The following is a 26,527-nucleotide window of genomic DNA, read 5'->3' as shown; positions in this document are numbered from 1 at the left end:
GGCAATTGTGTTTCGTACCTGCAATGATACACGACCCACTCACCCGCAGGGCGTAAAGGATCGACGATTGAGCGAGATCGCGTCTAGGCAGCAGTTGAGGCTGGCGTTCCTGCGCTGGGCGATCGTCACGGTGCCGCTGATCCTGCTGTTGGGGTTCACCTCCGCGCGGATCGCGCCGGCGGGGTCGCAGAACCGCTGGTATGCGATGCTCGCGAAGCCGGCCGCGAACCCGCCCGACTGGGTGTTCCCGGTGGCGTGGACGACGCTGTACATCCTGATGGGGCTGGCGCTGGCGATGGTGATCCATGCGCGCGGATCGCGGCTGCGCGCGCCGGCGATCGCACTGTTCGCGGTGCAACTGCTCGTCAACCTGATCTGGTCGCCGGTGTTCTTCGGCATGCATCTGATCGGCTGGGCACTGGCCATCATCGTCGCGATGTTCGTGCTGGCGCTGGCGACCACGCTGCTGTTCGGGCACGTGCGCAGGCTGGCGGCGTGGCTGATGGTGCCCTATCTGGCGTGGATAACGTTCGCGGGGGCGCTGCTGTTTCAGATCGATCGGCTCAATCCGAACGCCGAAACCATTGCGCCCGCGTCGGCGAGTACCCAAGTCATCTCTCTGTAATCCAGCCAAGGAAGTGTTTTCATCATGCAGGCCGACAACAAAATCTTCGACGATCTCGTTAAGCTGATGAACAGCGCGGCGGGTACGATCGCCGGCGTCGGCCGTGAAGCCGAAGCGAGCGCGAAGGCGCGTGCGAAGGAATGGATCGGCGGGCTGGACTTCGTCAGCCGCGATGAGTTCGACGCGGTCAAGGCGATGGCGGCCGCCGCGCGTGACGATGCGGATGCGTTGCGCGCGCGCATCGCCGCGCTCGAAGCCAAGCTCGGCGCGGGGGTCTCGAGCGAAGCTTGACATCTTATCCACAGCTTTTGTCGGCGGGCCCGTTCTCACGGGCTTGTCGGCGTTTCGCGGCTCCGCCACGCTTGAGCATGTACCGCCTAAAGCGTAAGGGCTGACGATATGCTCGACGAAGCCGATTACGAACGCGACGACGCCGCCCCCATCGATATGCTGGAAAGTTACTTCTCCGCGCATGGCTGGGAGCACGAGCGCCAGGATGACGAGGTCATCGCCAAGGTCAAGGGAAGCTGGACGCAGTACGAATTGCGTGCCCTGTGGCGCGACGAGGACAGCGTCATCCAATTCCTCGCCTTTCCCGACATCCGCGTCACCGACGATCGCCGCAGCGCGCTGTACGAGACGGTGGGACTCATCAACGAACAGCTCTGGGTCGGCCATTTCGAAATCTGGTCGGCGAGCAACATCCTGCTCTATCGGCATGCCGCGATGATCGACGGCGATGGCGGCACCCTGTCGCTCGCGGCTGCGGAACTGCTGGTCGAATCGGCGATCGACGAATGCGAGCGCTTCTATCCGGTGTTCCAGTTCGTGCTGTGGGGCGGCAAGAGCCCCAGGGAAGCGCTCGCCGCCGCGATGACCGAGACGCAGGGCGAAGCCTGAGATGAGCCTTTCCGCCGCCGGATTGCCCGGCCGTATCCTGCTGGTCGGCGCGGGCAACATGGGTGGCGCGATGCTGGATCGCTGGATCGATGCCGGCGTGGTGCCCGAGAATATCACCGTGCTGGATCCGGGTGCGCCTCGGCTTCCCGCCGGCGTGAGACATCTCGCCGCGCTGCCGATGGACTACACGCCGGACACGCTCGTCCTCGCGATTAAGCCGCAACAGCTCGATGCGTTCGTGGCCGCCGTGCCGGGGCTCGCGCCGCGTCTGCTGGTGTCGATCCTCGCCGGTGTCGAGGAAGCGTCGCTGGCCGCGCGCTTCCCCGGCGCCGGAGCGATCGTGCGCGCGATGCCCAATCTGCCGGTGCTGATCGGCAAGGGCGTGGTGGCGCTCCACGGTGCCGGAGACGACGGCGAGGCGCAGGTCGCCAGCGAAGCGCTGATGCGGCCGCTCGGGCTGGTCGAGTGGATCGCCGAAGAGGCGTTGTTCGACGCGGTGACGGCATTGTCGGGCTGCGGGCCAGGGTTCGTGTTCCGCTTCGCGGAGGCGCTGGCGGAGGCGGGCGCCGCGCTCGGTCTTCCCGCCGATCAGGCTGACCGGCTCGCACGCGCGACGCTCGAAGGCTCTGGGATCATGGTCGCGTCTGCCACCGAAAGTCCGGCGACGCTGGCCGATCGCGTCGCGAGTCCCGGCGGCTCGACTCGGGAGGGTCTCAACGTGCTCGATGTCGACGCCGCGCTCAAAACACTGCTGCGCGAAACGCTGGCGGCTTCCGCGCGCCGCAACGCCGAGTTGGCCGCAGCGGCGCGATAACGCGCGGCTAACGTTCATTGCATCCAGAACCCGCGATTTTTGGCGGTCCGTTCGTCCTGAGTAACTGCCGAGTAGCCCGAAGGGCGTATCGAGGTGGTGTATCGAAGGACAGGCCACGCGCGATCACCGCGCGTCGATACGCGCTTTCGATACGGGCCGTCGGCCCCACTCAATCGCTACTCAGCAGGAACGGGTGAGGTAAGTCATCCGCTCCCAATATACTCGGAACGAAAAAAGGCGGCCCGTTGCCGGACCGCCCTTTCGCGACTTCGAGACGGGGAACGCTTAGCGCTTCGAGAACTGGAAGCTGCGGCGTGCCTTCGCACGGCCGTACTTTTTGCGCTCGACGGCGCGGCTGTCGCGGGTCAGGAAGCCGGCGGCCTTGACCGGCGCGCGCAGGATCGGCTCGTACTTGGTGATCGCCTGGCTGATGCCATGCTTCACCGCGCCGGCCTGGCCCGAAAGCCCCCCACCCTTGACGGTGCAGACCACGTCATACTGACCGACGCGCTCGGTGATGCCGAACACCTGGTTGATGACGAGGCGCAGCGTCGGACGTGCGAAATACACTTCCTGATCGCGGCCGTTGATGGTGATCTTGCCGGTGCCGGGCTTGAGCCACACGCGGGCGACGGCGTCCTTGCGGCGGCCGGTCGCATAGGCGCGGCCGAACTTGTCGAGATCCTGCTCGCGCAGCGGCGCGCGGTGGACCGGCTCGTCGATCTGGCCCGAGAGATAGGCTTCGGCCTTGACTTCGGCGGCGGCCTGCGCGGCTTCGCCCTGCTGGTTGAGCACGGCGCCGAGATCGGAAAGGGACTGGCGATTGTCGGTCATTACACGCCCACCTTGTTCTTGCGGTTCATGCCCGCGATATCGAGGACTTCGGGGTTCTGCGCGGCGTGCGGGTGCTCGGTGCCGGCAAAGATGCGAAGGTTGCGCATCTGGGCGCGGCCGAGCGGGCCGCGCGGGATCATGCGCTCGATGGCCTTTTCCAACACGCGCTCCGGGAAGCGACCTTCGAGCACCTTGCCCGCGGTGATCCCCTTGATGCCGCCGGCATAACCGGTGTGCTTGTAATAAACCTTGTCCTTGAGCTTGTTGCCCGTGAACCGCACCTTGTCGGCGTTGATGATGATGACATTGTCACCACAATCGACGTGCGGGGTGAAGCTCGGCTTGTGCTTGCCGCGCAGGACGTTGGCGACGATCGAGGCCATGCGGCCGACGACCAGACCGTCGGCGTCGACGATATGCCATTTCTTCTCCACCTCGTGCGGCTTGACCGCCTTGGTGGTCTTCATGAGCGCCTTCATGGGGCTGTGACCTCTTGTTCGAAACGAAAGGCGCCGCCCACGGATGGACGGCGCTCGGTGATGGGCTAATGTTGGAGAAGCGCGTGCAAGTCAAGCAAAACGCGGGTTTGCTGACGGGTATCATGATACCCGACGCGTTTCAGCCCCGGCGGCGCCCGATCGCATGCACGCCCCAGGTGGTGGCGATCACCAGCAGCGCGCCGACCAACTGGTGCAGCGCCGCCAGGGTGATATCCACGCCGGTCATCACCGTCGCGATGCCGAGCAGGATCTGTACGCCGAACGCGCTGTGGATCGCCACGGAAGCCGCGCGATGCCGCGCGCGCTTGGCCGCGCGCGCGAGCACGATCAACGCGGCGACCGTTACCCACGCCCACCAGCGATGGATGAAATGGACCAGCGACGGATCATCGAGCAGCAGCGTGCCGAACGGGCGCGTGCCGAGTACCTCGTGCGGGAAGAACCGCCCGTTCATCAACGGCCATTGGTTGGTGACGAGGCCGGCGCGCAGCCCCGCCATCAACGCGCCGTAGAGCAATTGCACCGCCAGCACCGCGCCCGCCAACGCGCCCAGCGCGGTAAGCCGCGCCGGTTTCGCATAGGGGTTGGCGGCGAGCGCGCGCAAATCGAGCGCGGTCCATACCAGCCCGGCGAGCGTGAACAGCGCGGTGAGCAGATGCGCGGCCAGCCACAACGGCGCGACCTCGGTCCGATCCGACAGGCCCGAACGTACCATCACCCAGCCGAGCGCGCCCTGCAGCCCGCCGAGCGCGAGCAGCGCGACGAGCCGCCAGCCATAGCCGCGCGGAATCTGCCGACGGATCGCGAACCACACCAGCGGAACGGCGAAAACCGTCCCGATCAGCCGGCCGAGCAGCCGGTGGAGATACTCCCAGAAGAAAATCCCCTTGAAGCCCGCCAGCGTCATGCCGTGATGGATCGCCTCATATTGCGGAATGCGGCGATAGTTGGCGAATTCGGCCTGCCATTGGCTTTGGGTGAGCGGCGGAATCACGCCGGTGATCGGCTTCCATTGCGTGATCGACAGCCCCGATTCGGTGAGGCGGGTGACGCCGCCGACGACGACGATCAGCACGATCATCGCGGCGACGACATAGAGCCAGCGGATCATCGCGAGCGGAACGGCCGGCCGGCCTGAGAGCGGCTTTAGCATCGCCCATGCGTAGCGGGGGAGCGCGGCGCCGTCGATCGGACAAATTGGCGCGGGCCTACCCGCGGCGTTCGCGACGATCGCCGCGTGCGGCGCGCTAGCCGATCCGCTCGCGCACGAATTGCGCCCGTTCGTCGATCGACGCCAGCGGAAGCGTGACGAGTTCGTATCCCATGCCCGAATAGGTAGCGATCATCGCATGATACGTGGTCTCGGCCTCCGCCAGCGTTTGTCTGCGCTCCGCGTCCTGCGCGAAGATGGCTGGCCAAGGTGGCGCGATGAACACGCGGCGCGCATACCGCCGCAGTTCCGCCGCGCGCAGCGTTGCGGCCGGCACCGGCAACCCGCACAGCCGCAGATAGCCGATCACGTCGGGGATGCCGCGATCGAACACGATCGGGCCGGGCGCGTTCACCGCCTCACGGTGAGACCGCATCTCCCACGCCAGCATCAATGCCGCGAACGCCTCCCGATCGTTCCAGGGCAGCGCGGTGCCGCCGATATCCACCTGATCCTGGATGATCGCCCTGCCGGCCTCCGGCATGTGGCGGATGCCGCCGGCGGCGAGAGCGTGGATCAGGGTCGTCTTGCCCGAACCGGGACCGCCCGTGATGATGTGAAGATGGTCGGCCATGCTCTCGTTGCGTGGTTCGGCGCGGTATCGGCTTTCGGAAAGGCGTGCCGCCCTTCAGATATCGGTCGTCGTGTCGGCGGACCTCAGGTTGGTGCGCAAGGCGGTCAGCGTCGTCCGCATCGTCTCCAGTTGGGCAGGGGTGATGCCGGTCGCCTTGAGAACCTGTTCGGGCAGGCACGCGGCTGCTTCGGCAAGCGCGCGGCCGGCCGGCGTGAGCGACACGCGCACCACCCGTTCGTCTTTCGTGTCGCGTCGCCGGGTGACGAATCCGGCGGCTTCCAGCCGCTTTATCAGCGGCGTGAGCGTATTGGATTCGAGGAACAGCTTCTCGCCCAGTTGCGAGACCATCTGATTGTCCTCCTGCCACAGCGCGACCATCGCCAGATATTGCGGATAGGTCAGCCCCAGCGGATCGAGCAGCGGCTTGTACACGCGGTTGAACGCCAGGCCCGTCGAATAGACGGCGAAGCACAGGAACTCATCCAAATTCGGCCCTGCGGCGGTGCCGGGTTGTCGTGCTGGGGAGGTGCGCTCGGTCATGGCCCGAATATATATCGCGCACGATTTAATCGCAATGCTTGCGCAGCGGCTGGATGTCCCTATATAATTCGCACGCGATTAAATCGTGTAACGCTAAACGGAGATGCATCATGACGATCAAGGCGGCTTACGAAGCACAGGCGACCGCGACCGGCGGCCGGGACGGACGCGCGATCACCAGCGACGGTGGGCTGGACGTCAAGCTGGCCACGCCCAAGGCGCTCGGTGGAGACGGCAACGGCAACAACCCCGAGCAGTTGTTCGCGGCCGGGTACAGCGCATGTTTCCTCGGCGCGATGAAGTTCGCCGCGTCCCAGGATAAGGCGTTGCCGCGCGTTCCGGCAGACGCCAGCGTGACCGCAACGGTCGGGATCGGCCCGCGTGAGGACAAGGGTTTCGGATTGGCCGTCGGCATCACCGTCACGCTTCCGGGCGTCGACCGTGCCGCGGCGGAGGCGCTCATCGCCGAGGCCGACCAGATCTGCCCGTACAGCCACGCGACGCGCGGCAATATCGACGTCGTGCTGACTCTCGCGTGAGGCCCGCGTCGGGCACGCTCGCAGTGGCGTGCCCGAGCGCGCCAGACGTGAACTGGGAAGTCGGCGAGGCGACCGGCGTCACCGCGCCTGCGTAGAATTGCGGAATGCCCGCACGTCGATGCGCGGCTAATCCAGCCCGGCAGGTTGACGAGGGGACCATGACGCTGTCCGGCATATCGCAAGGTGAAACGCTGATCTTCGGCCCTCGCGGCATGGCGATCGGAACACGGCGCAGGGGCGGGCGATGACGCTCAGGGAGATCCTCGTCGTCGAACGCCAGGGGCATGACAATGCATCGGTGCTGGCGGTTACCGGCTGGCTGGCCAATGCCTTCAACGCCTTCGTCCGTGGCCTTTGCGTCTACGCTGCACCCGATCCGACGATCGCGGAATGCTTCGCGATCGGCGACCGGCCGATGCGCGCGGTTTCCGACCATCTCGACCGCCAACGCGACGAGTCGGTGGTGCCGGTGGAGACCGGCTTCCGCGCGACCCTCACCGAAGCGGGCGCGTCGGGCGATTGGGCGCGCATCGACAGCGGCGCGGCGGTTGACACCGGGCCGCTCCGGGCGAGGCTGGTCGATCTGGTGGTCCTGCCGCGACCGGCGGGAGACGATCATGCGAGCTTGCGGTTGGTCGAGAGCTTCCTGTCGGACGGCGGCACGCCTTGTCTGCTGGTTCCCGAGGCCATTGATCTCCCGGTCTCCTTCGATCGCATCCTGCTCGCCTGGAACGGATCGCGCGAGGCGAAGCGCGCGCTCGACGCGGCCCTGCCGCTGCTCGCGCGGGCGGCGGCCGTGCAGGTGGTGGTGGTAGGAGACCCCACCGAGAGCGAGGCGCAGGGCCATATCGACGCGCTCGCCGCGCGGCTCGCCCGGCACGGCATAACCATTGACGCGCGGCATCATCCGCGTGGCCACACCGCCCAGCAGATCCTGGAGAGCTGCCGGACCTTCGACGCGGATCTGCTGGTGCTGGGCGCCTACGGGCAGAGCCGCACGACCGAGGCGATCCTGGGCGGGGTCACCCGGACGGTGCTGCTGAACGCGCCCGTGCCGGTGCTGATGGACCGCTGATCGCGCGCGAGCGCCCGTTTCATTGCACGAGCACCATCGCGAGCGCCGCGGCGGCCATGACGATCGTCGCCGCCCAGCCGGTCGCGAGCAGCGAGGGTGCCGCCCGGAACGCCCCCATGATCGCCCGACGCGAGACCACGATCATCATCGCCGCCATCAGCGGCACGGCGACGACACCATTGATCACCGCGCTCCAGAACAGCGCGCGGGTGGGGTCGATCGGCGACCAGTCGATGACGATGCCCAGCACCGTCGCCGCCGTGATGATCGAGTAGAAGCCGATAGCCTCGCGGGGCTTGCGTTCGAGGCTGGACGGCCAGCCGCGCAAATCGCCGACCGCATAGGCCGCAGATCCGGCGAGCACCGGCACGGCCAGCAAGCCGGTACCGATGATGCCGAGGCTGAACAGCAGGAACGCGAACCGCCCCGCGATCGGCGACAAAGCGCGCGCGGCGTCGGCGGCGGTCGTGATCGAGGTGACGCCGCTGGCATGCAGCGTGGCCGCGGTGCCGATCATGATCGCGATCGCGACGATGTTCGAAACGGCCATGCCCGCGAGCGTGTCGAAGCGCATCCGCCGCATCTCGGCAGGCGCCTCCTCGGGCGAGGTCACCAGCGGATGTGCATCCGGGTGCTGCGCGATCTCCTCCACCTCCTGCGCGCTTTGCCAGAAGAACAGATACGGGCTGATCGTGGTGCCGAACACCGCGACGATCGTCACCACCGCGTCCTTGCTGGTGACGCGGGGCAGCACCAGCCCGGTCGCCACCGCGCCCCAATCGAGGTGGAGCACGAACAGTAGCGCCACATAGCTCAACAGCGCCAGCGTGAGCCATTTCAGGATGTGGGCGTAGCGATGATAGGGCACGAACAGTTGCAGCAGCAGCGAAACGACGGCGAACAGGATCGTCGTCGCGTGGCCGCTGATGCCGGTCACCAGCTCGCCGGCCTCGCCCATCGCGGCGATGTCCGCGCCGACGTTAATCGTGTTGGCGACGAACAGCAGCGCGACGAGGATGTCGACCGTCCACAGCGGGAGCACCTGGCGCATGTTGCCGGCCAGCCCCCGCCCGGTCACCCGGCCGATATGCGCGCTGACGAGCTGGATCGCGCTCATCAGCGGATAGGTCAGCACCAGCGTCCAGAGCAGGGTGAAGCCGCATTGCGCGCCCGCCTGCGAATAGGTGGCGATCCCACTGGGATCGTCGTCGGCCGCGCCCGTCACAAGACCGGGCCCGAGTTCCCGCAGCAGCGCGACGGGGCGAATCGGCACTCGGCGCCGCCCCGCCTTCGCCCAGGGTCTCCGAAACGGCAGCATGGTCAGGCGGCGCCGCGCGCGCGTTTGCCGAAGGCGCGCGTCGCCGGTTGCCGCGCCGGCCGCTCATGCGAGGTCGCCGCACGTCTTCGCAACCTGACACTCATTGGGCGCACCCCGTCTGAACCGCCTTCTTGATAGTGGGTGGTGATATTCAGCGCACGGATATTCGACGGGCCACGGTCGTTCGCCTAGGGCGATGACAATGACACACGGGGAAGCACGATCATGCCGTCAGGACTCGTAGCGCTGCTCGACGACGTCGCGGCGATCACCAAGCTCGCCGCCGCCTCGCTCGACGATGTCGCGGCGGCGACGGGCAAGGCCGGCAGCAAGGCGATGGGCGTGATCCTCGACGATGCGGCCGTCACGCCCCGCTATGTCACCGGCGTCACGCCCGACCGCGAACTGCCGATCATCGGCCGGATCGCCTTGGGGTCGGTCCGCAACAAGCTGCTGATCCTGCTGCCCGCCGCGCTGCTGATGAGCGCGTTCGCGCCGTGGCTGATCACGCCGCTGCTGATGCTGGGCGGATGCTATCTGTGCTTCGAAGGCGCCGAGAAGGTGTTCGAGGTGATCTCCGGCCACCACGGCGAGGAAGCGGTCGCGGCGAAGGCCGCCGATGCTGCCACGGTCGAGAAGGAAACGGTATCCGGCGCGGTCCGCACCGATCTGATCCTGTCCGCCGAGATCATGGCGATCGCGCTCGCCGACGTGGCTGCCGCCTCGATCGTGACGCAGGCGATCGTGCTCGTGCTGGTCAGCCTGGCGATCACCGCCGGGGTTTACGGCGCGGTCGGGCTGATCGTGAAGATGGACGACATCGGCCTGCATCTCGCCAGGCGCGACGCGGCGCCGGTTCGGGCGATCGGCCGCGCGCTGGTGACGGGCATGCCGATCGTGATGCGCGCGCTCGCGATCATCGGCACCGCCGCGATGATCTGGGTCGGCGGCGGCATCCTCGTTCACGGGCTGGAGCCGTTCGGGTTCAGCGGCCCCGCGCACGTCGCGCACGCGTTCAGCGCCGCCGGCGCCGGCCTCCCCGTGATCGGCGGCGCGGCGTCGTGGGTCGCCGGCGCGGTGTTCTCCGGCATCGTCGGGCTGGTGGCGGGGGGCGTCGTCGTCGCGGGGCTGCACCTGATCGCCGCGCTGCGCCGCCGGAGTCACCGCGCGGGTCAGTGATGTCCGGCGCGACGCGCGCCCGCTTCGCGGCGGGCGGGACATCCTTTTCGGTTTCGGGCCGAAAGACATGCTAGACGCCGGGCGGCGGCGGAAGGCCATGCTGGGAGCGCAGGCTTGGAAACTATCTCTATCGTGTTGATCCTGCTGCTGGCGGTCGTCGTCAGCGGCGCCATTTCGCGGATGTTGCCGGTCGCGTTGCCGACGCCGCTGGTGCAGATCGCGCTCGGGTTCGTCGTCGGTCTGGCCGCGCACTTGCGTGTCTCGCTCGACCCGGATCTGTTCATGTTGCTCTTCCTGCCGCCGCTCCTGTTTCTCGATGGCTGGCGCATTCCCAAGGATGCGCTGTTCAAGGATCTGCCGACCGTCGTCGAACTGGCACTGGGTCTGGTCCTGCTGACGGTGGTGGGGATGGGATTCCTGATCCACTGGATGATCCCGGCGATGCCGCTGGCGGTGGCGTTCGCGCTGGCGGCCGTCGTGTCGCCGACCGACCCGATCGCGGTCTCCGCGATCGCCGCGCGCGTGCCGATCCCGAAGCGGATGATGCACATTCTGGAAGGCGAATCGCTGTTCAACGACGCGTCCGGGCTGGTGTGCCTGCGCTTCGCGATCGCCGCGGCGCTGACCGGCAGCTTCTCCGCGACCGGCGCGGCATTGAGCTTCCTCTGGATGGCGGGGGCGGGGATCTTCGCCGGGGTCACGCTAACGCTTGTCGTGACGTGGGCGAAGGCTTGGGTGTCGCGCCGCTTCGGCGAGGAGACGGGATCGCAGATCCTGATCAGCGTGCTGATCCCGTTCGGCGCCTATCTGATCGCCGAACACGTCCACGCCTCCGGCATCCTCGCGGCGGTGGCGGCGGGCGTGACGATGAGCTACGCCGAGATTTCCCGTCAGGCGCTCGCCGTCACGCGGATGCGGCGCAACTCGGTATGGGACACGATCCAGTTCGCGGCGAACGGCATCATCTTCGTGCTGCTCGGCGAACAACTGCCCGAGATACTGTCGGGGCTCGATCGCACCGTCGAACTGACCGGCCGTACGAGCCCGTGGTGGCTCGCGCTGTACGTCGGGGCGATCATGGCGGGGCTCGCCGCGCTGCGGTTCGCCTGGGTGTGGGTGTCGCTCCGCATCACGCTGCTTCGGCGCGCGCCGGGCGGCAAGATGGGGTCGACCCCGCCCTGGCGCCTGGTCGCGGCGATGTCGTTCGCGGGCGTGCGCGGCGCGATCACGCTCGCGGGCGTGCTCACGCTGCCCCTGACGATGGGCGACGGGACGCCGTTTCCTGGCCGCGAGCTCGCCGTCTTCCTCGCGACGGGGGTGATCCTGAGCTCGCTGGTCATGGCAAGCGTCGGCCTGCCGCTGTTGTTGCGTGGGCTGACGATGCCACCCGAGCCATCGCAACAGGCCGAAGAGGACATGGCACGGATCGCCGCCGCCGAGGCGGCGATCAAGGCGGTCGAGCGCCTCCAGCACGCGCTGGCGCAGGGACGGGACGATGCCGACGTATATGCCGCCGTCGGCGCGCGGATCATGGACGGCTATCGCGAGCGAATCGAAAGCCGCGCCGGTGACGGCGACGCCAAACACGAAGCGCGCGCGAGCGAGCGGATCGAGCGCGATCTCCGCTTGGCGGCGGTTCAGGCCGAACGCGAGCAGATCGTCCGCATCGCCCGCGAGCGCCGCATCGGCAGCGAACTCGCGAGCAAGCTGATGCGCGAGCTGGATCTGCTCGAGGTGCGCTACAAATAGCGGACCCGCAGCGCTGACTTATCGCTGCAAGAAACCGCATCTAGGGCTCGCGCTCGAAAGGGCGGGGACGAAAATGCGGTTGCGGTACAGGCTGGCGGGACTGGCGCTTCTGAGCGCCGCGTTGGGCGCGTCTTCGGCGCGCGAGCGGCCGCTGTTCAGCATCGGCGCGATCGCGGATGCGCAATATGGCCCCGCGCCGGATAGCGGCCAACGCCTGTACCATACCGCGCCGGGCAAGCTCGCCGCAGCGGTCGCCGACTTCAACCGGCGCAAGCTCGCCTTCGTCGTTCATCTCGGCGATTTCATCGACCGCGACTGGGCGAGCTACGACACGCTGTTGCCGGTCGCGGCGAAGCTCCGGCACCCGTGGCGCTTCGCGCTCGGCAATCATGAATTCGCGATCGACGACGCGCACAAGCCGATGGTGGCGGCCAAGCTCGGGATGCCGGGGCGCTATTACAGCTTCACGCACGACGGCTGGCTGTTCCTCGTCACCGACGGCACCGATCGCAGTACGTTCGGCTGGCCGGCGGGCAGCGCGGAGGATCGTGCCAGCCGCGAACTCCACGCCGCGCGCTACGCCGACAAGCCGGAATGGGACGGCGGCATCGGCGACGTACAGATGCACTGGATCGACGCCGAACTGACCCGCGCCGACCGTGCCGGACTCAAGGCGATGTTGCTGTGCCACTTCCCGGTGTGGCCCGAGAACCCGCACAACCTCTGGAACGCCGCCGAGGTGCGCGCGCTGCTGGAGCGGCATCCTTCCGCCAAGATCTGGCTCGATGGACACAACCACGACGGCAATTACGGCGAGCGTGCCGGCATCCACTATGTCAACCTCAAGGCGATGCTCGACACACCGGAGACCGCCTATGCGCGGCTCGACTTCTTCCCCGATCGGGTGATCCTTCACGGCGTGGGCCGGCAGCAGGACATGACGTTGCCGCTGCGGTGACACGCCGGGCGCGATACCCGCGCTACAGGATCGCCAGCCCGGCGCGCTTGAGCCCGCCGAGATAGCCGCGCATCGCCTCGCTCGCGCTGGGCGCGAGTTCCATGAAGGCGCGGCGGCGGTCGAACGGATCGGGCACGCGGGTCAGCAGCCCCGCTTCGGTCATCTTGGCGATCCAGCGTAGCGCCGTGGTCGGCGCGACGGCGGTGGCGATGCACAGGCTCGACACAGAGACCTGAACGCGTTCGAGTTCGGCGGCGAACAGATCGAGCAGAATGTCCCACGCCGGGTCTTCGAACAGCCCGACGGTGAAATATTGATCGCGTAAACGCCGTGCGCGGATCGCGCCGCGCACCTCGCGCGGGGAGATCGGGGGCGGCTCGTCCGACGGCGGCTGCGCGGTGTAGCTGCCGCCGCGATCCGCCACGCGATCCCGCGGCGAATCGGTGCCCTCGACCCGGCTGAGCCGCGCCAGCGTCTCGGCGATGCGGGCGATCTCCTCATTGAGCCGGCGCAACCGGGTCGTCTCGACCTCGCGGGCGCTGTCGAACAGCCGGTCCGGGTGCGACTGCGACAGCGACGGCGCATAGGCCGCGACGCGTTCGGCGAGCGACGGCGCGCACAACAGCTCGACGTTCGGGCCGAACAGGTTGGCCGCGACGAGATCGACCTGAGTGGACGCGAGCGTCGCGACGAGCCGTGCGTCATTGTCGCGCGCGAATTGATTGATACGCGGCAACGCCTCCGCCAGCGCGCCATCGTCGGTGCCTTCGCAATCGGCCGCGATCAGATGGACCGGCCCTTGCGCTTCAAGCCGCGTCGGCGCCGCGGCCCAATCGACGCGCGCGACCAGGCGCGCGGGCGCCGCGCCGATCGCGGCGGCGGCGTCTGGCGCCTCGTGATCGGCGATCACCAGTGCAGCGATGGTTTTCGCCGGCGATCGTGTGGTTTCCCAAGCATCGGTTCCGTTCATGCCAGCCCCCTGACTTCGCTCCCGCAAGGTAATGCTTTTCACCAAAATGGAGGCAGGTGGATCATGTCCAGAATGAACTCAACTGCGGGTTCCATATCGTTGACGCGACAAGATTCGGCGAAAACATGCGCTTAGCGCCGCCGAAACGGAGTTGACGTATGGCACAGTTTCAAAAGATATCAATACGTGTTTGTGCGAATGCGGCACAGCGAAAGGTCTATACCAAAGAGGATGACGTCGCTCCCGAGATGCGGCCGCTCAATCGAGCGCTTTGACGATCTCCTCGACCATCTTCTTGGCGTCGGCGAGCAGCATCATCGTGTTGTCTCGATAGAAGACATCATTGTCCACTCCGGCATAGCCGACACCGCCCATCGAACGCTTCACGAATAGTACCGTCTTGGCATTTTCTACATCGAGTATGGGCATGCCGTAGATCGGCGAGCTCTTGTCGGTCTTGGCGGCGGGGTTGGTGACGTCGTTGGCGCCGATCACGAACGCGACGTCGGTCTGCGCGAACTCGCCGTTGATGTCCTCGAGCTCGAACACCTCGTCATAGGGCACGTTGGCCTCGGCGAGCAGCACGTTCATATGGCCGGGCATGCGCCCAGCGACCGGGTGGATCGCATATTTGACGCGCACGCCATGCGCCTTCAGCTTGTCGGCCATTTCACGCAGCGCGTGCTGCGCCTGCGCGACCGCCATGCCGTAGCCCGGCACGATGATGACCTGCTCGGCCTGGCTCATCAGGAAGGCGGCGTCTTCGGCGCTGCCCCGCTTCCACGGCCGGTCGACCTTGGCGGCGCCGTCGCTCGCCGCCGCGGTCGCGCCGAAGCCCCCCGCGATCACGCTGATGAAGCTGCGGTTCATCGCCTTGCACATGATGTAGCTGAGGATCGCGCCCGACGAGCCGACCAGCGCGCCGGTGATGATCATCGCGGTGTTGTGGAGCGTGAAGCCCATCGCCGCCGCCGCCCAGCCCGAATAGCTGTTGAGCATCGACACCACCACCGGCATGTCCGCGCCGCCGATCGGGATGATGAGCAGGAAGCCGATCGCGAACGACAGGATGGTGATCGTCCAGAACACCCACGCGCTCTGGTCCTGCGTGAAATAAGCGACGAGTCCGAGGATCGCGGCGAGCACGGTGAGGTTGATGATGTGACGCGCCGGCAGCAGGATCGGCGCGCCGCCCATGTTGCCGTTCAATTTGAGGAAGGCGATCACCGAACCCGAAAAGGTGATCGCGCCGATCGCGATGCCGAGGCCCATTTCGATACGGCTCTGCGGATAGATCGCGAAGAACGGCTTGCCGATCAGCGGGATCACCATGTCGGCGATGCCGAACGCCTGCGGATTGAGGAACGCCGCCGCCGCGACCAGCACCGCCGCCAGCCCGACCAGCGAGTGGAACGCGGCAACGAGCTGCGGCATGTCGGTCATCGCGATGCGCCGCGCGGTGGTGAGGCCGATCGCGGCGCCGATCGCGATGGCGGCGAGGATTTCGACGATGGTGAGATAATCGGGAACGAACAGCGCTGCGCCAAGCGTCCCATCGGGGATGTCGGCGTGGACGTACATCGCCAGTCTCGGAACGTGGGTCAGCAGCGTCGTCACCACCGCGATGGTCATGCCGATGATGCCCATGCGGTTGCCGCGCTGCGAGGTGGCGGGGGAGGATAGCCCGCGCAACGCGAGGATGAAGCACACGCCCGCGACGAGATAGGCGAAGGCCGCCCAGGGATTTACGCTTGCGTGTTCCACGATATTTCCACCCCTTGTCGTCACCCCAGCGAAAGCTGGGGTCTCCCGTTGCTCGCGCGGGACAGGAGCCCCGCGAGACCCCCGCTTTCGCTGGGGTGACGGGCTGATTAGTGCTTAGCCGGAACCGGCCGCTCCTTCTTCTTGTACATCGCGAGCATGCGCGCGGTGACCGCGAAGCCGCCGAAGATGTTGACGCTCGCCAGCACCACCGCGAGCAGCCCCAGCCATTTCGACACCGCGCCGCCGGCGCCGATTCCGGCCGCCGCCGCCGCGATCAGCGCGCCGACGATAATGACCGAGGAGATCGCGTTGGTGACCGCCATCAGCGGCGTGTGCAGCGCGGGCGTGACCGACCAGACCACATAATAGCCGACGAAGCACGCCATGACGAAAATCGACAGGATCGCGATGAAGTCCATGTCAGGCCATCCTCTCGAAGTTCCGGAAGCTTGTTCGTGTCAAAGTCGAAATCGCGGCGACCGTGCATGACCGTGGAATCTGACACGGCCAGGCGCGCACCGCAGCGTAGTATAAATCACGACTGGCCACCCCCGCACCAGCGAGGCTCACGCGAGAAGCCTTTGATTCACGACCTCACCGCCCTTGGTCAGGCGGATCGCATCGCCGATCTCGGCATCGAGCACTGGCGCGCCCGCCGCCTTGTCCCAGAACGCGCTCAGGAAGTTGAACAGGTTGCGGCTGAACAGCGCGCTGGCATCCGCCGCCAGCCGGCTCGGCACGTTCTTGTGGCCGACGATCTTCACGCCGCCAATTTCGATGATCTCACCCGCCACCGCGCCCTCGACGTTGCCGCCTTGTTCGACCGCGAGATCGACGATCACGCTGCCGGGCTTCATGCTCGCCACCTGCGCGGCCGAGATCAGTCGGGGGGCGGGGCGGCCGGGGATCAGCGCTGTGGTGATGACGATGTCCTGCTTGGCGATGTGCGCCGAGACCAGTTCGGCTTGCGCGGCCTTGTAGGCGTCGCTCATCTCGCCTGCGTAGCCGCCGGCGCCTTCGCCCTCAATGCCCGCGACATTTTCGACGAAGATCGGCTTGGCGCCGAGCGACAGGATCTGCTCCTTGGTCGCCGAGCGCACGTCGGTCGCCGAGACCTGCGCGCCGAGCCGCCGCGCGGTGGCGATCGCCTGCAGCCCCGCGACGCCGACGCCCATCACGAACACGCGCGCGGCGGAGACGGTGCCGGCCGCGGTCATCATCATCGGGAAGGCGCGGCCATATTCGCTCGCGGCATCGAGCACCGCCTTATAGCCGGCGAGGTTCGATTGCGACGAGAGGATGTCCATCGATTGCGCGCGGGTGATGCGCGGCATGAACTCCATCGCCAGTGCCTCCAGCCCCGCCGCCGCATAGCCATCGACTCGCGCGCGCTCCCCGAACGGGTTGAGGCTGGCGACGACCCATGCGCCCGGCGCGACTCCGGCGAGCGACGCCGGCTCCGGACCCTGCACGCCGAGCACGATGCCCGCGCCGGCGAGCGCGCCGGCGCGGTCCGCGACCTGCGCGCCGGCGGCGGCATAATCGGCATCGGCGATCGCGGCGGTCAGGCCGGCGCCGGCCTCCACCGCGATCTCGGCGCCCAGGCCGATGAATTTCTTGACAGTTTCCGGCGTCGCCGCGACGCGGCGCTCACCCGACGCGCTTTCCTTGAGGACCGCGATCTTCACTTGCTGGCGGGGGCGAGCGCGAAATAGACGATGACGAAGGCGAGCAGGAAGCACGCCGCCGCACCATATTTCAGCAGGCCGATCACCTTGTGATAGGTCGCTTCATGGACCTTGATGTCGCCGTCTTCGGCCATGCCCGCATCTCCCAATGCTTATATCGGTATATGGCTTAACCGCTGCGCGCCCCGCCCTCAAGTCCGCACCGGGTGTTTAAGGGCGCTTTTACCGATCCACCCTAAACGGGCCGCTCGAACGGCTTTTGTGGGATGGCGGATGACGCGTAACGGGCAACGGCTGCTGATGCTGATCGATGACGAGCCGGCGCAACGCCGCCTCGTCGCCGCGATCGCGGCGCGGCGCGGCTGGCGCGCGATCTTCGCGCAGGACGGCGAGACCGCGATCGCCATGCTCGGCACGCAGGACGGGATGCAGCTCGACGCGATCCTGCTCGATCATTGGGCGCCCGACGCCGACCCGACCATGTTGATCGCCGAGGTGCGCAGCCGGCGCCCGGCGCTGCCGCTGCTGCTGATCACCGCCAACAGCTCGGTCGCGCAGGCGGTGGCGGCGATGCGCGCGGGGGCGACCGACTTCCTCGTCAAGCCGCTCGCCCCCGAACGGCTGCTCGGCGCGCTCGACGCGGCGGTGGCGGGGCAGGCGGCGGGCGAGCTGCGGCCGCTCACCGAGAAGATCCCGGCGCTGCTCGCGTTCGACGAGATCGTCGGCTCGGCGCCCGATTTCCGCGCCGCGCTGGCGATCGCGGCGAAGGCGGCGCGCGCGCGCGTGCCGGTGCTGCTGGAGGGCGAGAGCGGGGTTGGCAAGGAAGTGGTGGCGGAGGCGATCCACGCCGCGTCGCCGCGCGGCAAGAAGCCGATGATAACCGTCAATTGCGGCGCGATTCCCGCCAATCTCGTCGAGAGCGAGCTGTTCGGGCATGAGCGCGGCGCGTTCACCGGCGCGTTCGAGCGCAAGATCGGCCGTTTCCAGGAGGCCGATGGCGGCACTTTGTTCCTCGACGAGATTGGCGAGATGCCGCTCGAGGCGCAGGTCAAATTACTGCGCGTGCTGCAATCGGGCGACATCCAGCCGATCGGCGCGCGCCACGCGCGCGAGGTCGACGTGCGCGTGATCGCGGCGACCAACAAGACGCTGATCGACGAGGTCGAGGCCGGGCGGTTCCGCGAGGATCTCTATTACCGGCTGAACGTGGTGCAGGTGACGATCCCGCCGCTTCGCGAGCGGCCGGGCGACATTCCGGCGCTCGCCCGCCACCTGCTCGCGCGGATCGCGCAGCAGCCGGGGCTGCGGCCGCTCGGCATCACCGACGAGGCGCTCGATCTGCTGTGCCGGTATGATTGGCCCGGCAACGTCCGCCAGCTTCAGAACGCGCTGTTCCGCGCGGCGGTGCTGTGCGAGGGCGCGGCGCTGACCCCGGCGGATTTCCCGCAGATCGCGGCGCTCGGCGCGCAACGCCGCGCCGTCAGCGCCGCCGCGCCGATGGCGACCTCGGGCGGGGTGACGCTGTTCCACCCCGACGGCAACCTGCGCGCGCTCGAGGAGATCGAGGCCGACGTGATCCGGCTCGCGATCGGCCATTACCGCGGGCGGATGACCGAGGTGGCGAGGCGGCTGGGGATCGGCCGGTCGACGCTGTACCGCAAGCTGGGCGAACTGGGGATCGACAGCGCGGCGTGAGGCGCAGGCGCGGCTCCGCGCTAGGGCGCGAAGCGCAGCGCCTCGCCCGGACGGCGGGTCGCGTCAGCGAATCCGTCCGACGCCGGCTTTGCCGGCGGCGTGGTTTGATGGCCCACGCCCCCGGGCTGCTAAATCTCGTCCAGCCCACCGTCGCGTCTCGATGCGTCATAGGCACGTTGCGCGCGGCCCAGTGCTGCGCCGTTGGCGAGCGACCAAGTGTATAGCGCGGCGAAGGGTTCGCGTAGCGAGCAGCCGAGATCGGTGATCGTGTACTCGACGCCGATCGGTTGCGTCGGCAGGACTTTGCGGCTGATGAGGCCGTTGCGCTCCAGACGCTTCAGGGACTCGGACAGAGCCTTGTGGGTGATGCCGTCGAGGCGGCGCTTCAAGTCGTTGAACCGCGCCGGCCGCGTGCACAGGACGCTGAGGATCAGCACCGTCCATTTGTTGGCGATATGTTCGAGGATGGGCCGCGTCGCGCCGACATCGAGCGGCAGGTCGAGCACGTCTAGGGACATGGGTATACATCTCACTATCTAGGCACCACCTGGTGCCTTCTTGTGATTAGATATAGGATTGATATCTGCCCGTCATCATCCGAGACGGGAGGACGTATGAGCAGACTTTCAGGAAAAATCGCCGTCGTGATCGGCGGCCATGGCGGCATCGGTGGCGCCATCGCGGAGCGGTTCGCGGCGGAAGGGGCCACGGTTTACGCCACCAGCCGCCGCGCCGAAGAGGAGGAGGTCGAGCTTGGAACCGGCAGGCTGCGCGCGCGCCGCGTCGATGCTGCCGATCCGGCCGCGCTCGCCGCCTTCTTCGAAGTGGTGCGCGGCGAGGCCGGGCGGGTGGACGTGCTCGCCGTCAACGCCGGCATCTCGGAGTTCGCGACGCTCGACGAGATCAGCGAGGATCATTTCGACCGGACCTTCAACCTCAACGTGCGCGCGCTGCTGTTCGCCGCCAAGGCCGCGACGGCGGTCATGCCGGATGGCGGCTCGATCGTGCTGGTGGGCTCGATCGCCGACGCGATCGGCACCAAGGGCTATGGCGTCTATGGCGCGACCAAGGCCGCGGTGCGCTCGTTCGCGCGGACCTGGGCCAACGAGCTGGCGCCCCGCAACATCCGCGTCAACGTCGTGGCACCGGGGCCGACGGACACCGCAATGATGGCGGCGGTCTCCGATGAGGTGCGCGAGGCGCTATCGACGCTGATCCCGCTCGGCCGGATGGCGCGCGCCGACGAAGTGGCCTCGGCCGCGTTGTTCCTCGCCAGCGACGAAAGCAGCTTCATCACCGGCGCCGAACTGCCGGTCGATGGCGGCATGGCGCAGGTCTGATCCGCGGCGCGTCCTCACCCCAGCAGGGCGCGGTCCTTCAGGCCGCGCCATACGCGCAGCGCCTGCACCGTCTCGGCGACGTCGTGGACACGCAGCAATTGCACGCCGGCCTCGGCGCCCTTGAGCGCCAGCGCGACCGAGCCGCCGAGGCGTTCGCCGACCGGCGCTTCGCCCGAGAGCGCGCCGATCAGCCGCTTGCGGCTCGCGCCGAGCATGATCGGCACGCCGAGGCCGTGGAACAGCGCGAGCCCGTTCAGCAGCGCGAGATTGTCGGCGAGGCCCTTGCCGAAGCCGATACCGGGATCGACCAAGATCTTCGTGCGGTCGATGCCGGCGGCGACCACCGTGTCGATGCGCGCCTCGAGCCAGTCGTACACTTCGGTCAGCACGTCGGTATAGCCATCGCCGCCGTGGGGGCCGCGTTTGGGATCGGGCGAGTGCATCAGGATCACCGGCGCGCCCGCGCGGGCGACGATGCCGGCGGCGCGATCGTCCCAGAGCAGCGCCGAGACGTCGTTGACGATCACCGGGCCGAGCGCGAGCGCGGCTTCCATCACCGCGCCCTTGCGGGTGTCGACCGAGACCAAAGTGCCCGCGCGCAGTAGCCGTTCGGCGACCGGCGCGACGCGCCGGGCCTCGTCGCCCTCCCAGACGAGCGGCGCGCCGGGGCGGGTCGATTCGCCGCCGAGGTCGATCAGCGCCGCGCCCGCCGCCGCCATCGCGACGCCGGCCGCGGCGGCGGCTTCGGGATCGTTCTCGAGCTTGCCGCCGTCCGAGAAGCTGTCGGGCGTGACGTTGAGGATGCCGGCGACCAGCGGCTGATCGAAGCGCAGCGTGCGCGCGCCGAGCGTGAGCGGCGGACGCGGGGCGACGACGCGCGCGTGGATCGCGGTGGCGTGTGGGCCGAGCGTGGCGATCTCGGCGACGGGCACGGTGCGCCTGGTGCCGCGCTCGATCACCTCATAGGCGGCGAACCACAGCATCCCGCCGGCCAGCCGCGCGACGCCGCCGTCCGGGTGGGCGGCGGGGGTATCGACGAACTGGGTGGGGCGGAGGTGGAGGGTGGTCATGGAACGCGCCGTAGCCCCCACGCTCCGTTCGTGTCGAGCGAAGTCGAGACACGTTGCGCCTGGGCGTGTCCCTCGACTTCGCTCGGGACGAACGGGTGGGGTGGCCTTCCTCAGCCGGGTGTCACGGCTGCGTCGCGAGCAGATACGTCTGGCGCAGCGTGTCGATCGGGGCGAGGCCGGTCTCGGTCTCGATATGCCAGAAGGTCCAGCCGTTGCAGGCCGGCGCGCCTTGCACGAGCGAGCCGACCTTGTGGATCGAGCCGCTGTGCGTCCCGCACGCGCTTTGCAGGCTGCCGTCGGCGCGGACCAGCGCGCGGTGTTTGCGCTTGGCGTCGCTCAGCACCGCGCCGGGGGTGAGATAGCCGTTCTCGACCAGCACGCCGAACGCCACCTTCGGCGCGGCCTTGGGGCTTTGCATCGTCGTCAGCGCGGATTCGTCGAGCGGCAATGCGGCGTCGATCCGTTCCTGCGCGGCGGCGACATAGGCGTCCTCGCGCTCGATGCCGATCCAGTGGCGGCCGAGCCGCTTGGCGACCGCGCCGGTGGTGCCGGTGCCGAAAAAGGGATCGAGCACCACGTCGCCCGGCTTGGTGCAGGCGAGCAGGATGCGGTAGATCAGCGCCTCGGGCTTCTGGGTCGGGTGGACCTTGACGCCGTCCTTCTTGAGCCGCTCCTGCCCGCCGCAAACCGGGAATTCCCAGTCGCTGCGCATCTGCAACTCGTCGTTCAGCGTCTTCATGCTGCGATAGTTGAAGGTGTAGCGCGCCTTTTCGCCCATCGACGCCCAGATCAACGTCTCGTGCGCGTTGGTGAAGCGCGTGCCCTTGAAATTGGGCATCGGGTTCGACTTGCGCCAGACGATGTCGTTCAGGATCCAATAGCCGAGATCCTGGATCGCGGAGCCGACCTTGAAGATGTTGTGGTAGCTGCCGATCACCCAGATCGAGCCGTTGGGCTTGAGGATGCGGCGCGCCTCGGCGAGCCATGCGCGGGTGAAGGTGTCATAGGCCGAGAGGCTGTCGAACTTGTCCCATTCGTCGGTGACGGCATCGACATGGCTGCCGTCCGGGCGCGACAGGTCGCCGCCGAGCTGAAGGTTGTAGGGCGGATCGGCGAAGATCATGTCGATCGACGCGGGCGGCAGCGCGCGCATCGCGGCGATGCAATCCCGCTGGAGGATCTGGTCGAGCGGGAGCTCGACGGGAGCTGCCACGACCGGCGCCGCCTTGCGCGCCTTAACCTTCTCCATCAATCCCATGCATGTACCCCCCGCTTCCAAGTCCGCACCTTCCTGCGGATCGCGAGACTCGCGTCAAGCGGACATTGGTTAACGATTCGGCTTGCTAAATCGTTAACGTGGCGGAACATTTCGGGAAGGATCGCAGATGTTGAGTCCCGACTTATCCACAGGCCCCAGCGATAGCGTGTGGCGGCGAAGACTCGGCTTCGCGAAAAAACGCCGCGACCGGCGCGAAGCTGCGCCGATGGAGCGGGGAGGGGCCGTGTTCGCGCAAGGCGCGCAGATGTTCGGGCGCGCTATAACCCTTGTTGGTGATCCAGCCGTACTGCGGATGCGCCTCGTGATGCGCGAGCATGATCGTGTCGCGGGTGTGCTTCGCGACGATCGAGGCGGCGGCGATCGACAGGCTGATCGCATCGCCCGAGACGATCGCGGTGGCGGCATGGCTCCATTTGGGCAGCCGGTTGCCGTCAACGAGGATGTGGCCGGGCACGCAGCCGAGCGCTTCCACGGCGAGCGTCATCGCCTTCATCGTCGCCCAATAGATGTTGAGCGTGTCGATCTCCCCCGCCTCGACGATGCCGATGCCGATCTGCGCGCAGCCGCGCAGCCGATCGTGCAGCCGCGCGCGCTCGGCGGCGGGCAGCTTCTTCGAATCGTCGATCCCGCGCGGCACGCCCTTCGCGGGCAGGATGACGGCGGCGGCGACCACCGGCCCGGCGAGCGGACCGCGCCCGGCCTCGTCGACGCCGACGACCGGCGCGAGGCAGAGCTTTTCATGTTTGAGCGATGGCATCAGGCGATTCGCCATGCCGGGAAACGGCGCGCCTCGCCAGCCTGATAGAGACAGATCGCATTGCCGGCGGGGTCACGCGTGCGCGCCTCGCGCCAGCCCCAGCGTTGGTCGGCGGGATCGCTCACCGCTGCGCCGCGCGTGCGCAACGCGGTGACGGCGGCGTCCAGATCGCCGCATTCGACATAGAGCATCGTGCCGTCCGGCATTTCGTCCGCCGCCTCGATCGACAGCGTGACGCCGCCCGCGCTTTCGAAGCGGGCGTAACGCGGGGGGGCATCGACGATGCGCCGCAAGCCAAGCGCTTCGTAGAAGGCGGCGCTCGCGGCGAAATCGGTGAGCGGCAGCGTGATCTGATTGGGGGTGGGGGCGTCGGGCGCGTCGAGCCGGACGCTCTGGTGCCCCATCGGGCCGTGGCCGGCGCCGAAACCGGGCGCGCCGAGCATCGCCAGCCGGACGAAGCCGCGCCCGCGCGCGACCGCCTGCGGCAGCGGTGCGCCGCGCGCGAGTTCGGTGGCGATCGCCGAGGCGAGCGTGCAGCCGGTGCCGTGGGTGTGGCGGGTCTCGATGCGCGGGCTGTCCCAGCGCGCGATCTCGCCTTCGGGGCCGACGAGGCGGTCGGTCAGCGTGTCGCCCTCGGCGTGGCCGCCCTTGGCGAGGATCGCGGTGCCGGTGGCGGCGGCGAGCCTTTCCGCGTCTCCGTCCGTTCGCGCTGACGTCTCAGCTTTCCCTTCCGTTCGTGCTGAGCTTGTCGAAGCACGTGTCGCGGGCGCTGCGCCTGGGACACGCCCTTCGACAAGCTCAGGGCGAACGGGAGGAGAGAGCGTGGCCAGTTCGGGCAGGTTGGGGGTGACCAAGGTCGCGAGCCGCATCAGGCGGCCGAACGCGGCGATCGTGTCGGCGTCGGCGAGCGCCGCGCCGCTGGTAGCGACCATCACCGGATCGAACACGATCGGCACCTCCAGGCTTTCGATCGCATCCGCGACCGCATGCGCGGTCTCCGCCGAGCCGATCATGCCGATCTTGATCGCATCGACGCCGATGTCCGACACGCACGCCTCGATCTGCGCGACGACCATGTCGGCGGGGACCGGCAGCACCGCCTGCACGCCGGTGGTGTTCTGCGCGGTGATCGCGGTGATCGCGGTCATGGCGTGGCCGCCGAGCATCGTCACCGTCTTGATGTCGGCCTGGATGCCCGCGCCGCCGCCCGAGTCCGAGCCGGCGATGATGAGGATGCGCGGGGTCACGCATGTCCCTTGAAGCGGCGCACGCTCGATCCCGGATTGCCGGCGAGCGCCTTGCCGGTGCGCGCGGGCCGGTCCATCAGCTCGCCGCCGCAGTTCGGGCAGCGATCGTCGAGATCCTCGGCGCATTCGGCGCAGAAGGTGCATTCGAACGAGCAGATGAACGCGCCGGGGGCGTTGGCGGGGAGATCGGTGCCGCAGCGTTCGCAATCGGGGCGCATTTCGAGCATTGTGTTTCCTTTTTTCCCCTCTCCCATCGGGAGAGGGGCAAGCCGCGAAGCGGCGCGGGGTGAGGGCGGGGGCGTGCCTCACCCTCACCCTTCCGTCGCTTCGCTCCTCCCTCCCTCTCCCGAGGGGAGAGGGACATTTTACGCCGCCGCCCGCACCGCGTCGCAGATGCGATCGACCACGCGTTCGACCTGGCCGGGATCGTCACCTTCGGCCATCACGCGGATCACCGGTTCGGTGCCCGAGGGGCGGATGACGAGGCGGCCCTTGCCGGTCAGTTCGGTCTCGGCCGCGGCGATCACCGCCTTGACCGATTCGGCTTCGAGCGGCTTGCCGCCGGCGAAGCGGACGTTCTTGAGCATTTGCGGCAGTGGATCGAAGCGGTGGAGCAATTCGCTCGCGGGTGCGCCCGAACGGACCAGTTCGGCGAGTACCTGGAGCGCGGCGACCAGCCCGTCGCCGGTGGTCGCGTAATCCGACAGGATGATGTGTCCCGATTGCTCGCCGCCGACGTTATAGCCTTGCGCGCGCATCGCCTCGAGCACGTAGCGGTCGCCGACGCTCGTGCGGACCAGCTTGATGCCCTGCGTGGCGAGGTGGCGTTCCAGCCCGAGGTTGGACATCACCGTCGCGACCAGCCCGCCCTGCTTGAGCCGGCCCGCGCGCGCCCAGCCGCTCGCGATCGTCGCCATGAGTTGATCGCCATCGACGACCTGGCCCTTCTCGTCGACCACGATCAGCCGGTCGGCGTCGCCGTCCAGCGCGATGCCGATATGCGCGCCGCTCGCCACCACCGTCTCGCGCAGCACCTGCGGCGCGGTCGAGCCGACCCCGTCGTTGATGTTCTTGCCGTTGGGGGAGACGCCGATCGCGATCACCTCGGCACCCAATTCCCACAAGGCCGAGGGCGCGACCTGATAGGCGGCGCCGTTGGCGCAATCGACGACGATCTTGAGCCCATCGAGCGTCAGCCCGCCGGGGAAGGTCGATTTGGCGGCGTGGATGTAGCGCCCGCGCGCATCCTCGACACGGCGCGCGCGGCCGATTTCCTCGGCGGGCGCGAGCGCGACCTCGCCGTCGATCAGCGCCTCGATCGCGAGTTCGTCGGCGTCGGAAAGCTTGTAGCCGTCGGGGCCGAACAGTTTGATGCCGTTGTCCTGATACGGATTGTGGCTGGCCGAGATCATCACGCCGAGATCGGCCCGCATCGCATGCGTCAGCATCGCCACCGCCGGGGTCGGCATCGGGCCGACCAGCACCACGTCCATGCCGACAGAGGTAAAACCCGCCACCATCGCGTTTTCGAGCATATAGCCCGACAGCCGCGTATCCTTGCCGATCACGACACGGTGGCGGTGATCGCCCCGCCGGAAACGCGCGCCCGCCGCCATGCCGACCTGCATCGCCATCGCCGCCGTCATCGGGCTCTTGTTGGTCAGCCCGCGAATGCCGTCGGTGCCGAAATATTTGCGTGCCATGCGTGGGGTTCCGGATCGGTTGTTTGCGCTCAATATCGTGGGTTCGTCGCCTGCGCGACCCCTGTACCCGTTCGCCCTGAGCCTGTCGAAGGGCGTGCCAAGGGCGCGACGTTTGGGGCACGTGCCCTTCGGCTGGCCGGCAAGCCAGCCGCTCAGGACGGGCTTCGACAGGCTCAGCACGAACGGGACGGACGGGGGG

Annotated in this window: 29 protein-coding genes; 11 read left to right on the top strand and 18 right to left on the bottom strand. The window is 67.9% G+C overall.

Annotation, left to right across the window (positions count from 1 at the left end):
• The first annotated feature begins 67 nt into the window (after positions 1-67).
• The 4 genes from PX554_RS05610 (at position 68) to PX554_RS05595 (ending at position 2,339) form a co-directional block, all read left to right on the top strand.
• Positions 68-625: a TspO/MBR family protein gene (locus PX554_RS05610; RefSeq protein ID WP_275499662.1), complete on the top strand. Its 558-nt coding sequence runs from the start codon at positions 68-70 to the stop codon at positions 623-625.
• 24 nt (positions 626-649) lie between these two features.
• Positions 650-916 carry an accessory factor UbiK family protein gene (locus tag PX554_RS05605; protein WP_093221324.1) on the top strand — a complete coding sequence of 89 codons (267 nt, stop codon included), beginning with the start codon at positions 650-652 and terminating at the stop codon, positions 914-916.
• Between the two features lie 108 nt (positions 917-1,024).
• On the top strand, positions 1,025-1,525 hold the full coding sequence (locus tag PX554_RS05600) for a type III secretion system chaperone family protein (protein WP_093221322.1): 501 nt from the start codon (positions 1,025-1,027) through the stop codon (positions 1,523-1,525).
• A gap of 1 nt (position 1,526) precedes the next feature.
• Positions 1,527-2,339: a pyrroline-5-carboxylate reductase family protein gene (locus PX554_RS05595; RefSeq protein ID WP_093221320.1), complete on the top strand. Its 813-nt coding sequence runs from the start codon at positions 1,527-1,529 to the stop codon at positions 2,337-2,339.
• Positions 2,340-2,624: 285 nt separating this feature from the next.
• Here PX554_RS05595 and rpsI read toward each other — a convergent pair whose 3' ends face one another.
• From rpsI to PX554_RS05570, 5 genes are all read right to left on the bottom strand, one after another.
• On the bottom strand, positions 2,625-3,173 hold the full coding sequence (gene rpsI, locus PX554_RS05590) for a 30S ribosomal protein S9 (protein WP_093221317.1): 549 nt from the start codon (positions 3,171-3,173) through the stop codon (positions 2,625-2,627).
• Positions 3,173-3,652, bottom strand: a complete 480-nt coding sequence (gene rplM, locus PX554_RS05585; RefSeq protein WP_093221312.1) for a 50S ribosomal protein L13 — start codon at positions 3,650-3,652, stop codon at positions 3,173-3,175. Before rplM ends, rpsI begins: the two co-directional genes overlap by 1 nt.
• A gap of 139 nt (positions 3,653-3,791) precedes the next feature.
• Positions 3,792-4,826 carry a COX15/CtaA family protein gene (locus PX554_RS05580; RefSeq protein WP_093221309.1) on the bottom strand — a complete coding sequence of 345 codons (1,035 nt, stop codon included), beginning with the start codon at positions 4,824-4,826 and terminating at the stop codon, positions 3,792-3,794.
• Positions 4,827-4,920: 94 nt separating this feature from the next.
• Positions 4,921-5,457, bottom strand: a complete 537-nt coding sequence (locus tag PX554_RS05575; RefSeq protein WP_093221306.1) for an AAA family ATPase — start codon at positions 5,455-5,457, stop codon at positions 4,921-4,923.
• 54 nt (positions 5,458-5,511) lie between these two features.
• Positions 5,512-5,997 (bottom strand): MarR family winged helix-turn-helix transcriptional regulator, encoded by a 486-nt coding sequence (locus tag PX554_RS05570; protein WP_093221299.1) that lies wholly within the window; start codon positions 5,995-5,997, stop codon positions 5,512-5,514.
• Between the two features lie 110 nt (positions 5,998-6,107).
• Here PX554_RS05570 and PX554_RS05565 point away from each other — a divergent pair, with 110 nt between their 5' ends.
• Both PX554_RS05565 and PX554_RS05560 read left to right on the top strand, forming a co-directional pair.
• On the top strand, positions 6,108-6,536 hold the full coding sequence (locus PX554_RS05565; RefSeq protein ID WP_093221297.1) for an organic hydroperoxide resistance protein: 429 nt from the start codon (positions 6,108-6,110) through the stop codon (positions 6,534-6,536).
• A gap of 244 nt (positions 6,537-6,780) precedes the next feature.
• Entirely contained in the window at positions 6,781-7,611 is an 831-nt protein-coding gene (locus tag PX554_RS05560; RefSeq protein ID WP_275499655.1) for a universal stress protein, read from the top strand.
• Between the two features lie 19 nt (positions 7,612-7,630).
• On the opposite strand, the gene PX554_RS05555 is transcribed toward PX554_RS05560, so the two are convergent.
• Positions 7,631-8,884, bottom strand: a complete 1,254-nt coding sequence (locus PX554_RS05555; RefSeq protein ID WP_275499653.1) for an NRAMP family divalent metal transporter — start codon at positions 8,882-8,884, stop codon at positions 7,631-7,633.
• A gap of 270 nt (positions 8,885-9,154) precedes the next feature.
• Here PX554_RS05555 and PX554_RS05550 point away from each other — a divergent pair, with 270 nt between their 5' ends.
• The 3 genes from PX554_RS05550 to PX554_RS05540 all read left to right on the top strand — a co-directional run bounded on the left by PX554_RS05550 (position 9,155) and on the right by PX554_RS05540 (position 12,815).
• Positions 9,155-10,108 carry a DUF808 domain-containing protein gene (locus tag PX554_RS05550; RefSeq protein ID WP_275499651.1) on the top strand — a complete coding sequence of 318 codons (954 nt, stop codon included), beginning with the start codon at positions 9,155-9,157 and terminating at the stop codon, positions 10,106-10,108.
• Positions 10,109-10,222: 114 nt separating this feature from the next.
• Entirely contained in the window at positions 10,223-11,857 is a 1,635-nt protein-coding gene (locus tag PX554_RS05545) for a Na+/H+ antiporter (protein ID WP_275499649.1), read from the top strand.
• A 73-nt stretch (positions 11,858-11,930) separates the two neighbouring features.
• Positions 11,931-12,815 carry a metallophosphoesterase gene (locus tag PX554_RS05540; protein WP_093221290.1) on the top strand — a complete coding sequence of 295 codons (885 nt, stop codon included), beginning with the start codon at positions 11,931-11,933 and terminating at the stop codon, positions 12,813-12,815.
• A gap of 22 nt (positions 12,816-12,837) precedes the next feature.
• Here the strand turns inward: PX554_RS05540 and PX554_RS05535 are convergent, their stop codons facing one another.
• The 5 genes from PX554_RS05535 to PX554_RS05515 all read right to left on the bottom strand — a co-directional run bounded on the left by PX554_RS05535 (position 12,838) and on the right by PX554_RS05515 (position 17,371).
• Positions 12,838-13,785, bottom strand: coding sequence for a MarR family winged helix-turn-helix transcriptional regulator (locus PX554_RS05535; RefSeq protein ID WP_275499646.1), 948 nt, complete (start codon positions 13,783-13,785; stop codon positions 12,838-12,840).
• 258 nt (positions 13,786-14,043) lie between these two features.
• Entirely contained in the window at positions 14,044-15,549 is a 1,506-nt protein-coding gene (locus PX554_RS05530) for an NAD(P)(+) transhydrogenase (Re/Si-specific) subunit beta (protein ID WP_275499645.1), read from the bottom strand.
• A 107-nt stretch (positions 15,550-15,656) separates the two neighbouring features.
• Positions 15,657-15,968, bottom strand: coding sequence for an NAD(P) transhydrogenase subunit alpha part 2 (locus PX554_RS05525; protein ID WP_093221285.1), 312 nt, complete (start codon positions 15,966-15,968; stop codon positions 15,657-15,659).
• A gap of 147 nt (positions 15,969-16,115) precedes the next feature.
• On the bottom strand, positions 16,116-17,237 hold the full coding sequence (locus tag PX554_RS05520) for an NAD(P) transhydrogenase subunit alpha (protein WP_275499642.1): 1,122 nt from the start codon (positions 17,235-17,237) through the stop codon (positions 16,116-16,118).
• Positions 17,234-17,371, bottom strand: coding sequence for an aa3-type cytochrome c oxidase subunit IV (locus PX554_RS05515; protein WP_093221281.1), 138 nt, complete (start codon positions 17,369-17,371; stop codon positions 17,234-17,236). The genes PX554_RS05520 and PX554_RS05515 overlap by 4 nt, the downstream gene beginning before the upstream one ends.
• A gap of 139 nt (positions 17,372-17,510) precedes the next feature.
• Here PX554_RS05515 and PX554_RS05510 point away from each other — a divergent pair, with 139 nt between their 5' ends.
• On the top strand, positions 17,511-18,932 hold the full coding sequence (locus PX554_RS05510) for a sigma-54-dependent transcriptional regulator (RefSeq protein ID WP_093221279.1): 1,422 nt from the start codon (positions 17,511-17,513) through the stop codon (positions 18,930-18,932).
• 128 nt (positions 18,933-19,060) lie between these two features.
• Here PX554_RS05510 and PX554_RS05505 read toward each other — a convergent pair whose 3' ends face one another.
• Positions 19,061-19,450, bottom strand: a complete 390-nt coding sequence (locus PX554_RS05505; protein WP_275499639.1) for a winged helix-turn-helix transcriptional regulator — start codon at positions 19,448-19,450, stop codon at positions 19,061-19,063.
• Between the two features lie 96 nt (positions 19,451-19,546).
• Here PX554_RS05505 and PX554_RS05500 point away from each other — a divergent pair, with 96 nt between their 5' ends.
• Positions 19,547-20,272, top strand: coding sequence for an SDR family NAD(P)-dependent oxidoreductase (locus PX554_RS05500; RefSeq protein ID WP_275499637.1), 726 nt, complete (start codon positions 19,547-19,549; stop codon positions 20,270-20,272).
• A gap of 14 nt (positions 20,273-20,286) precedes the next feature.
• On the opposite strand, the gene folP is transcribed toward PX554_RS05500, so the two are convergent.
• From folP to glmM, 6 genes are all read right to left on the bottom strand, one after another.
• Complete coding sequence (gene folP, locus PX554_RS05495; RefSeq protein WP_093221272.1) at positions 20,287-21,342, bottom strand: dihydropteroate synthase; 1,056 nt, start codon at positions 21,340-21,342, stop codon at positions 20,287-20,289.
• 121 nt (positions 21,343-21,463) lie between these two features.
• Entirely contained in the window at positions 21,464-22,600 is a 1,137-nt protein-coding gene (locus PX554_RS05490) for a site-specific DNA-methyltransferase (RefSeq protein ID WP_093221270.1), read from the bottom strand.
• Positions 22,601-22,742: 142 nt separating this feature from the next.
• Positions 22,743-23,378, bottom strand: coding sequence for a ribonuclease HII (locus PX554_RS05485; RefSeq protein ID WP_275499633.1), 636 nt, complete (start codon positions 23,376-23,378; stop codon positions 22,743-22,745).
• Positions 23,378-24,625 (bottom strand): bifunctional hydroxymethylpyrimidine kinase/phosphomethylpyrimidine kinase, encoded by a 1,248-nt coding sequence (locus tag PX554_RS05480; RefSeq protein WP_275499631.1) that lies wholly within the window; start codon positions 24,623-24,625, stop codon positions 23,378-23,380. Before PX554_RS05480 ends, PX554_RS05485 begins: the two co-directional genes overlap by 1 nt.
• Positions 24,622-24,852 carry a DUF1272 domain-containing protein gene (locus PX554_RS05475; protein ID WP_093221266.1) on the bottom strand — a complete coding sequence of 77 codons (231 nt, stop codon included), beginning with the start codon at positions 24,850-24,852 and terminating at the stop codon, positions 24,622-24,624. Before PX554_RS05475 ends, PX554_RS05480 begins: the two co-directional genes overlap by 4 nt.
• Positions 24,853-24,990: 138 nt before the next feature.
• Positions 24,991-26,328: a phosphoglucosamine mutase gene (glmM, locus tag PX554_RS05470; protein ID WP_275499628.1), complete on the bottom strand. Its 1,338-nt coding sequence runs from the start codon at positions 26,326-26,328 to the stop codon at positions 24,991-24,993.
• Positions 26,329-26,527 lie beyond the last annotated feature (199 nt).

The organism is Sphingomonas pollutisoli (assembly GCF_029167165.1).
GTDB lineage: Bacteria > Pseudomonadota > Alphaproteobacteria > Sphingomonadales > Sphingomonadaceae > Sphingomonas > Sphingomonas pollutisoli.
This window is presented reverse-complemented; position numbering and strand designations above follow the sequence as displayed.

Coding starts and splice junctions, on each gene's coding strand:
- PX554_RS05605 (WP_093221324.1), top strand. CDS start 650: ATGCAGGCCGACAACAAAATCTTCGACGATCTCGTTAAGCTGATGAAC.
- PX554_RS05600 (WP_093221322.1), top strand. CDS start 1,025: ATGCTCGACGAAGCCGATTACGAACGCGACGACGCCGCCCCCATCGAT.
- PX554_RS05595 (WP_093221320.1), top strand. CDS start 1,527: ATGAGCCTTTCCGCCGCCGGATTGCCCGGCCGTATCCTGCTGGTCGGC.
- rpsI (WP_093221317.1), bottom strand. CDS start 3,173: ATGACCGACAATCGCCAGTCCCTTTCCGATCTCGGCGCCGTGCTCAAC.
- rplM (WP_093221312.1), bottom strand. CDS start 3,652: ATGAAGGCGCTCATGAAGACCACCAAGGCGGTCAAGCCGCACGAGGTG.
- PX554_RS05580 (WP_093221309.1), bottom strand. CDS start 4,826: ATGCTAAAGCCGCTCTCAGGCCGGCCGGCCGTTCCGCTCGCGATGATC.
- PX554_RS05575 (WP_093221306.1), bottom strand. CDS start 5,457: ATGGCCGACCATCTTCACATCATCACGGGCGGTCCCGGTTCGGGCAAG.
- PX554_RS05570 (WP_093221299.1), bottom strand. CDS start 5,997: ATGACCGAGCGCACCTCCCCAGCACGACAACCCGGCACCGCCGCAGGG.
- PX554_RS05565 (WP_093221297.1), top strand. CDS start 6,108: ATGACGATCAAGGCGGCTTACGAAGCACAGGCGACCGCGACCGGCGGC.
- PX554_RS05560 (WP_275499655.1), top strand. CDS start 6,781: ATGACGCTCAGGGAGATCCTCGTCGTCGAACGCCAGGGGCATGACAAT.
- PX554_RS05550 (WP_275499651.1), top strand. CDS start 9,155: ATGCCGTCAGGACTCGTAGCGCTGCTCGACGACGTCGCGGCGATCACC.
- PX554_RS05540 (WP_093221290.1), top strand. CDS start 11,931: ATGCGGTTGCGGTACAGGCTGGCGGGACTGGCGCTTCTGAGCGCCGCG.
- PX554_RS05535 (WP_275499646.1), bottom strand. CDS start 13,785: ATGAACGGAACCGATGCTTGGGAAACCACACGATCGCCGGCGAAAACC.
- PX554_RS05525 (WP_093221285.1), bottom strand. CDS start 15,968: ATGGACTTCATCGCGATCCTGTCGATTTTCGTCATGGCGTGCTTCGTC.
- PX554_RS05515 (WP_093221281.1), bottom strand. CDS start 17,371: ATGGCCGAAGACGGCGACATCAAGGTCCATGAAGCGACCTATCACAAG.
- PX554_RS05510 (WP_093221279.1), top strand. CDS start 17,511: ATGACGCGTAACGGGCAACGGCTGCTGATGCTGATCGATGACGAGCCG.
- PX554_RS05505 (WP_275499639.1), bottom strand. CDS start 19,450: ATGTCCCTAGACGTGCTCGACCTGCCGCTCGATGTCGGCGCGACGCGG.
- PX554_RS05500 (WP_275499637.1), top strand. CDS start 19,547: ATGAGCAGACTTTCAGGAAAAATCGCCGTCGTGATCGGCGGCCATGGC.
- folP (WP_093221272.1), bottom strand. CDS start 21,342: ATGACCACCCTCCACCTCCGCCCCACCCAGTTCGTCGATACCCCCGCC.
- PX554_RS05490 (WP_093221270.1), bottom strand. CDS start 22,600: ATGGGATTGATGGAGAAGGTTAAGGCGCGCAAGGCGGCGCCGGTCGTG.
- PX554_RS05485 (WP_275499633.1), bottom strand. CDS start 23,378: ATGCCATCGCTCAAACATGAAAAGCTCTGCCTCGCGCCGGTCGTCGGC.
- PX554_RS05475 (WP_093221266.1), bottom strand. CDS start 24,852: ATGCTCGAAATGCGCCCCGATTGCGAACGCTGCGGCACCGATCTCCCC.
- glmM (WP_275499628.1), bottom strand. CDS start 26,328: ATGGCACGCAAATATTTCGGCACCGACGGCATTCGCGGGCTGACCAAC.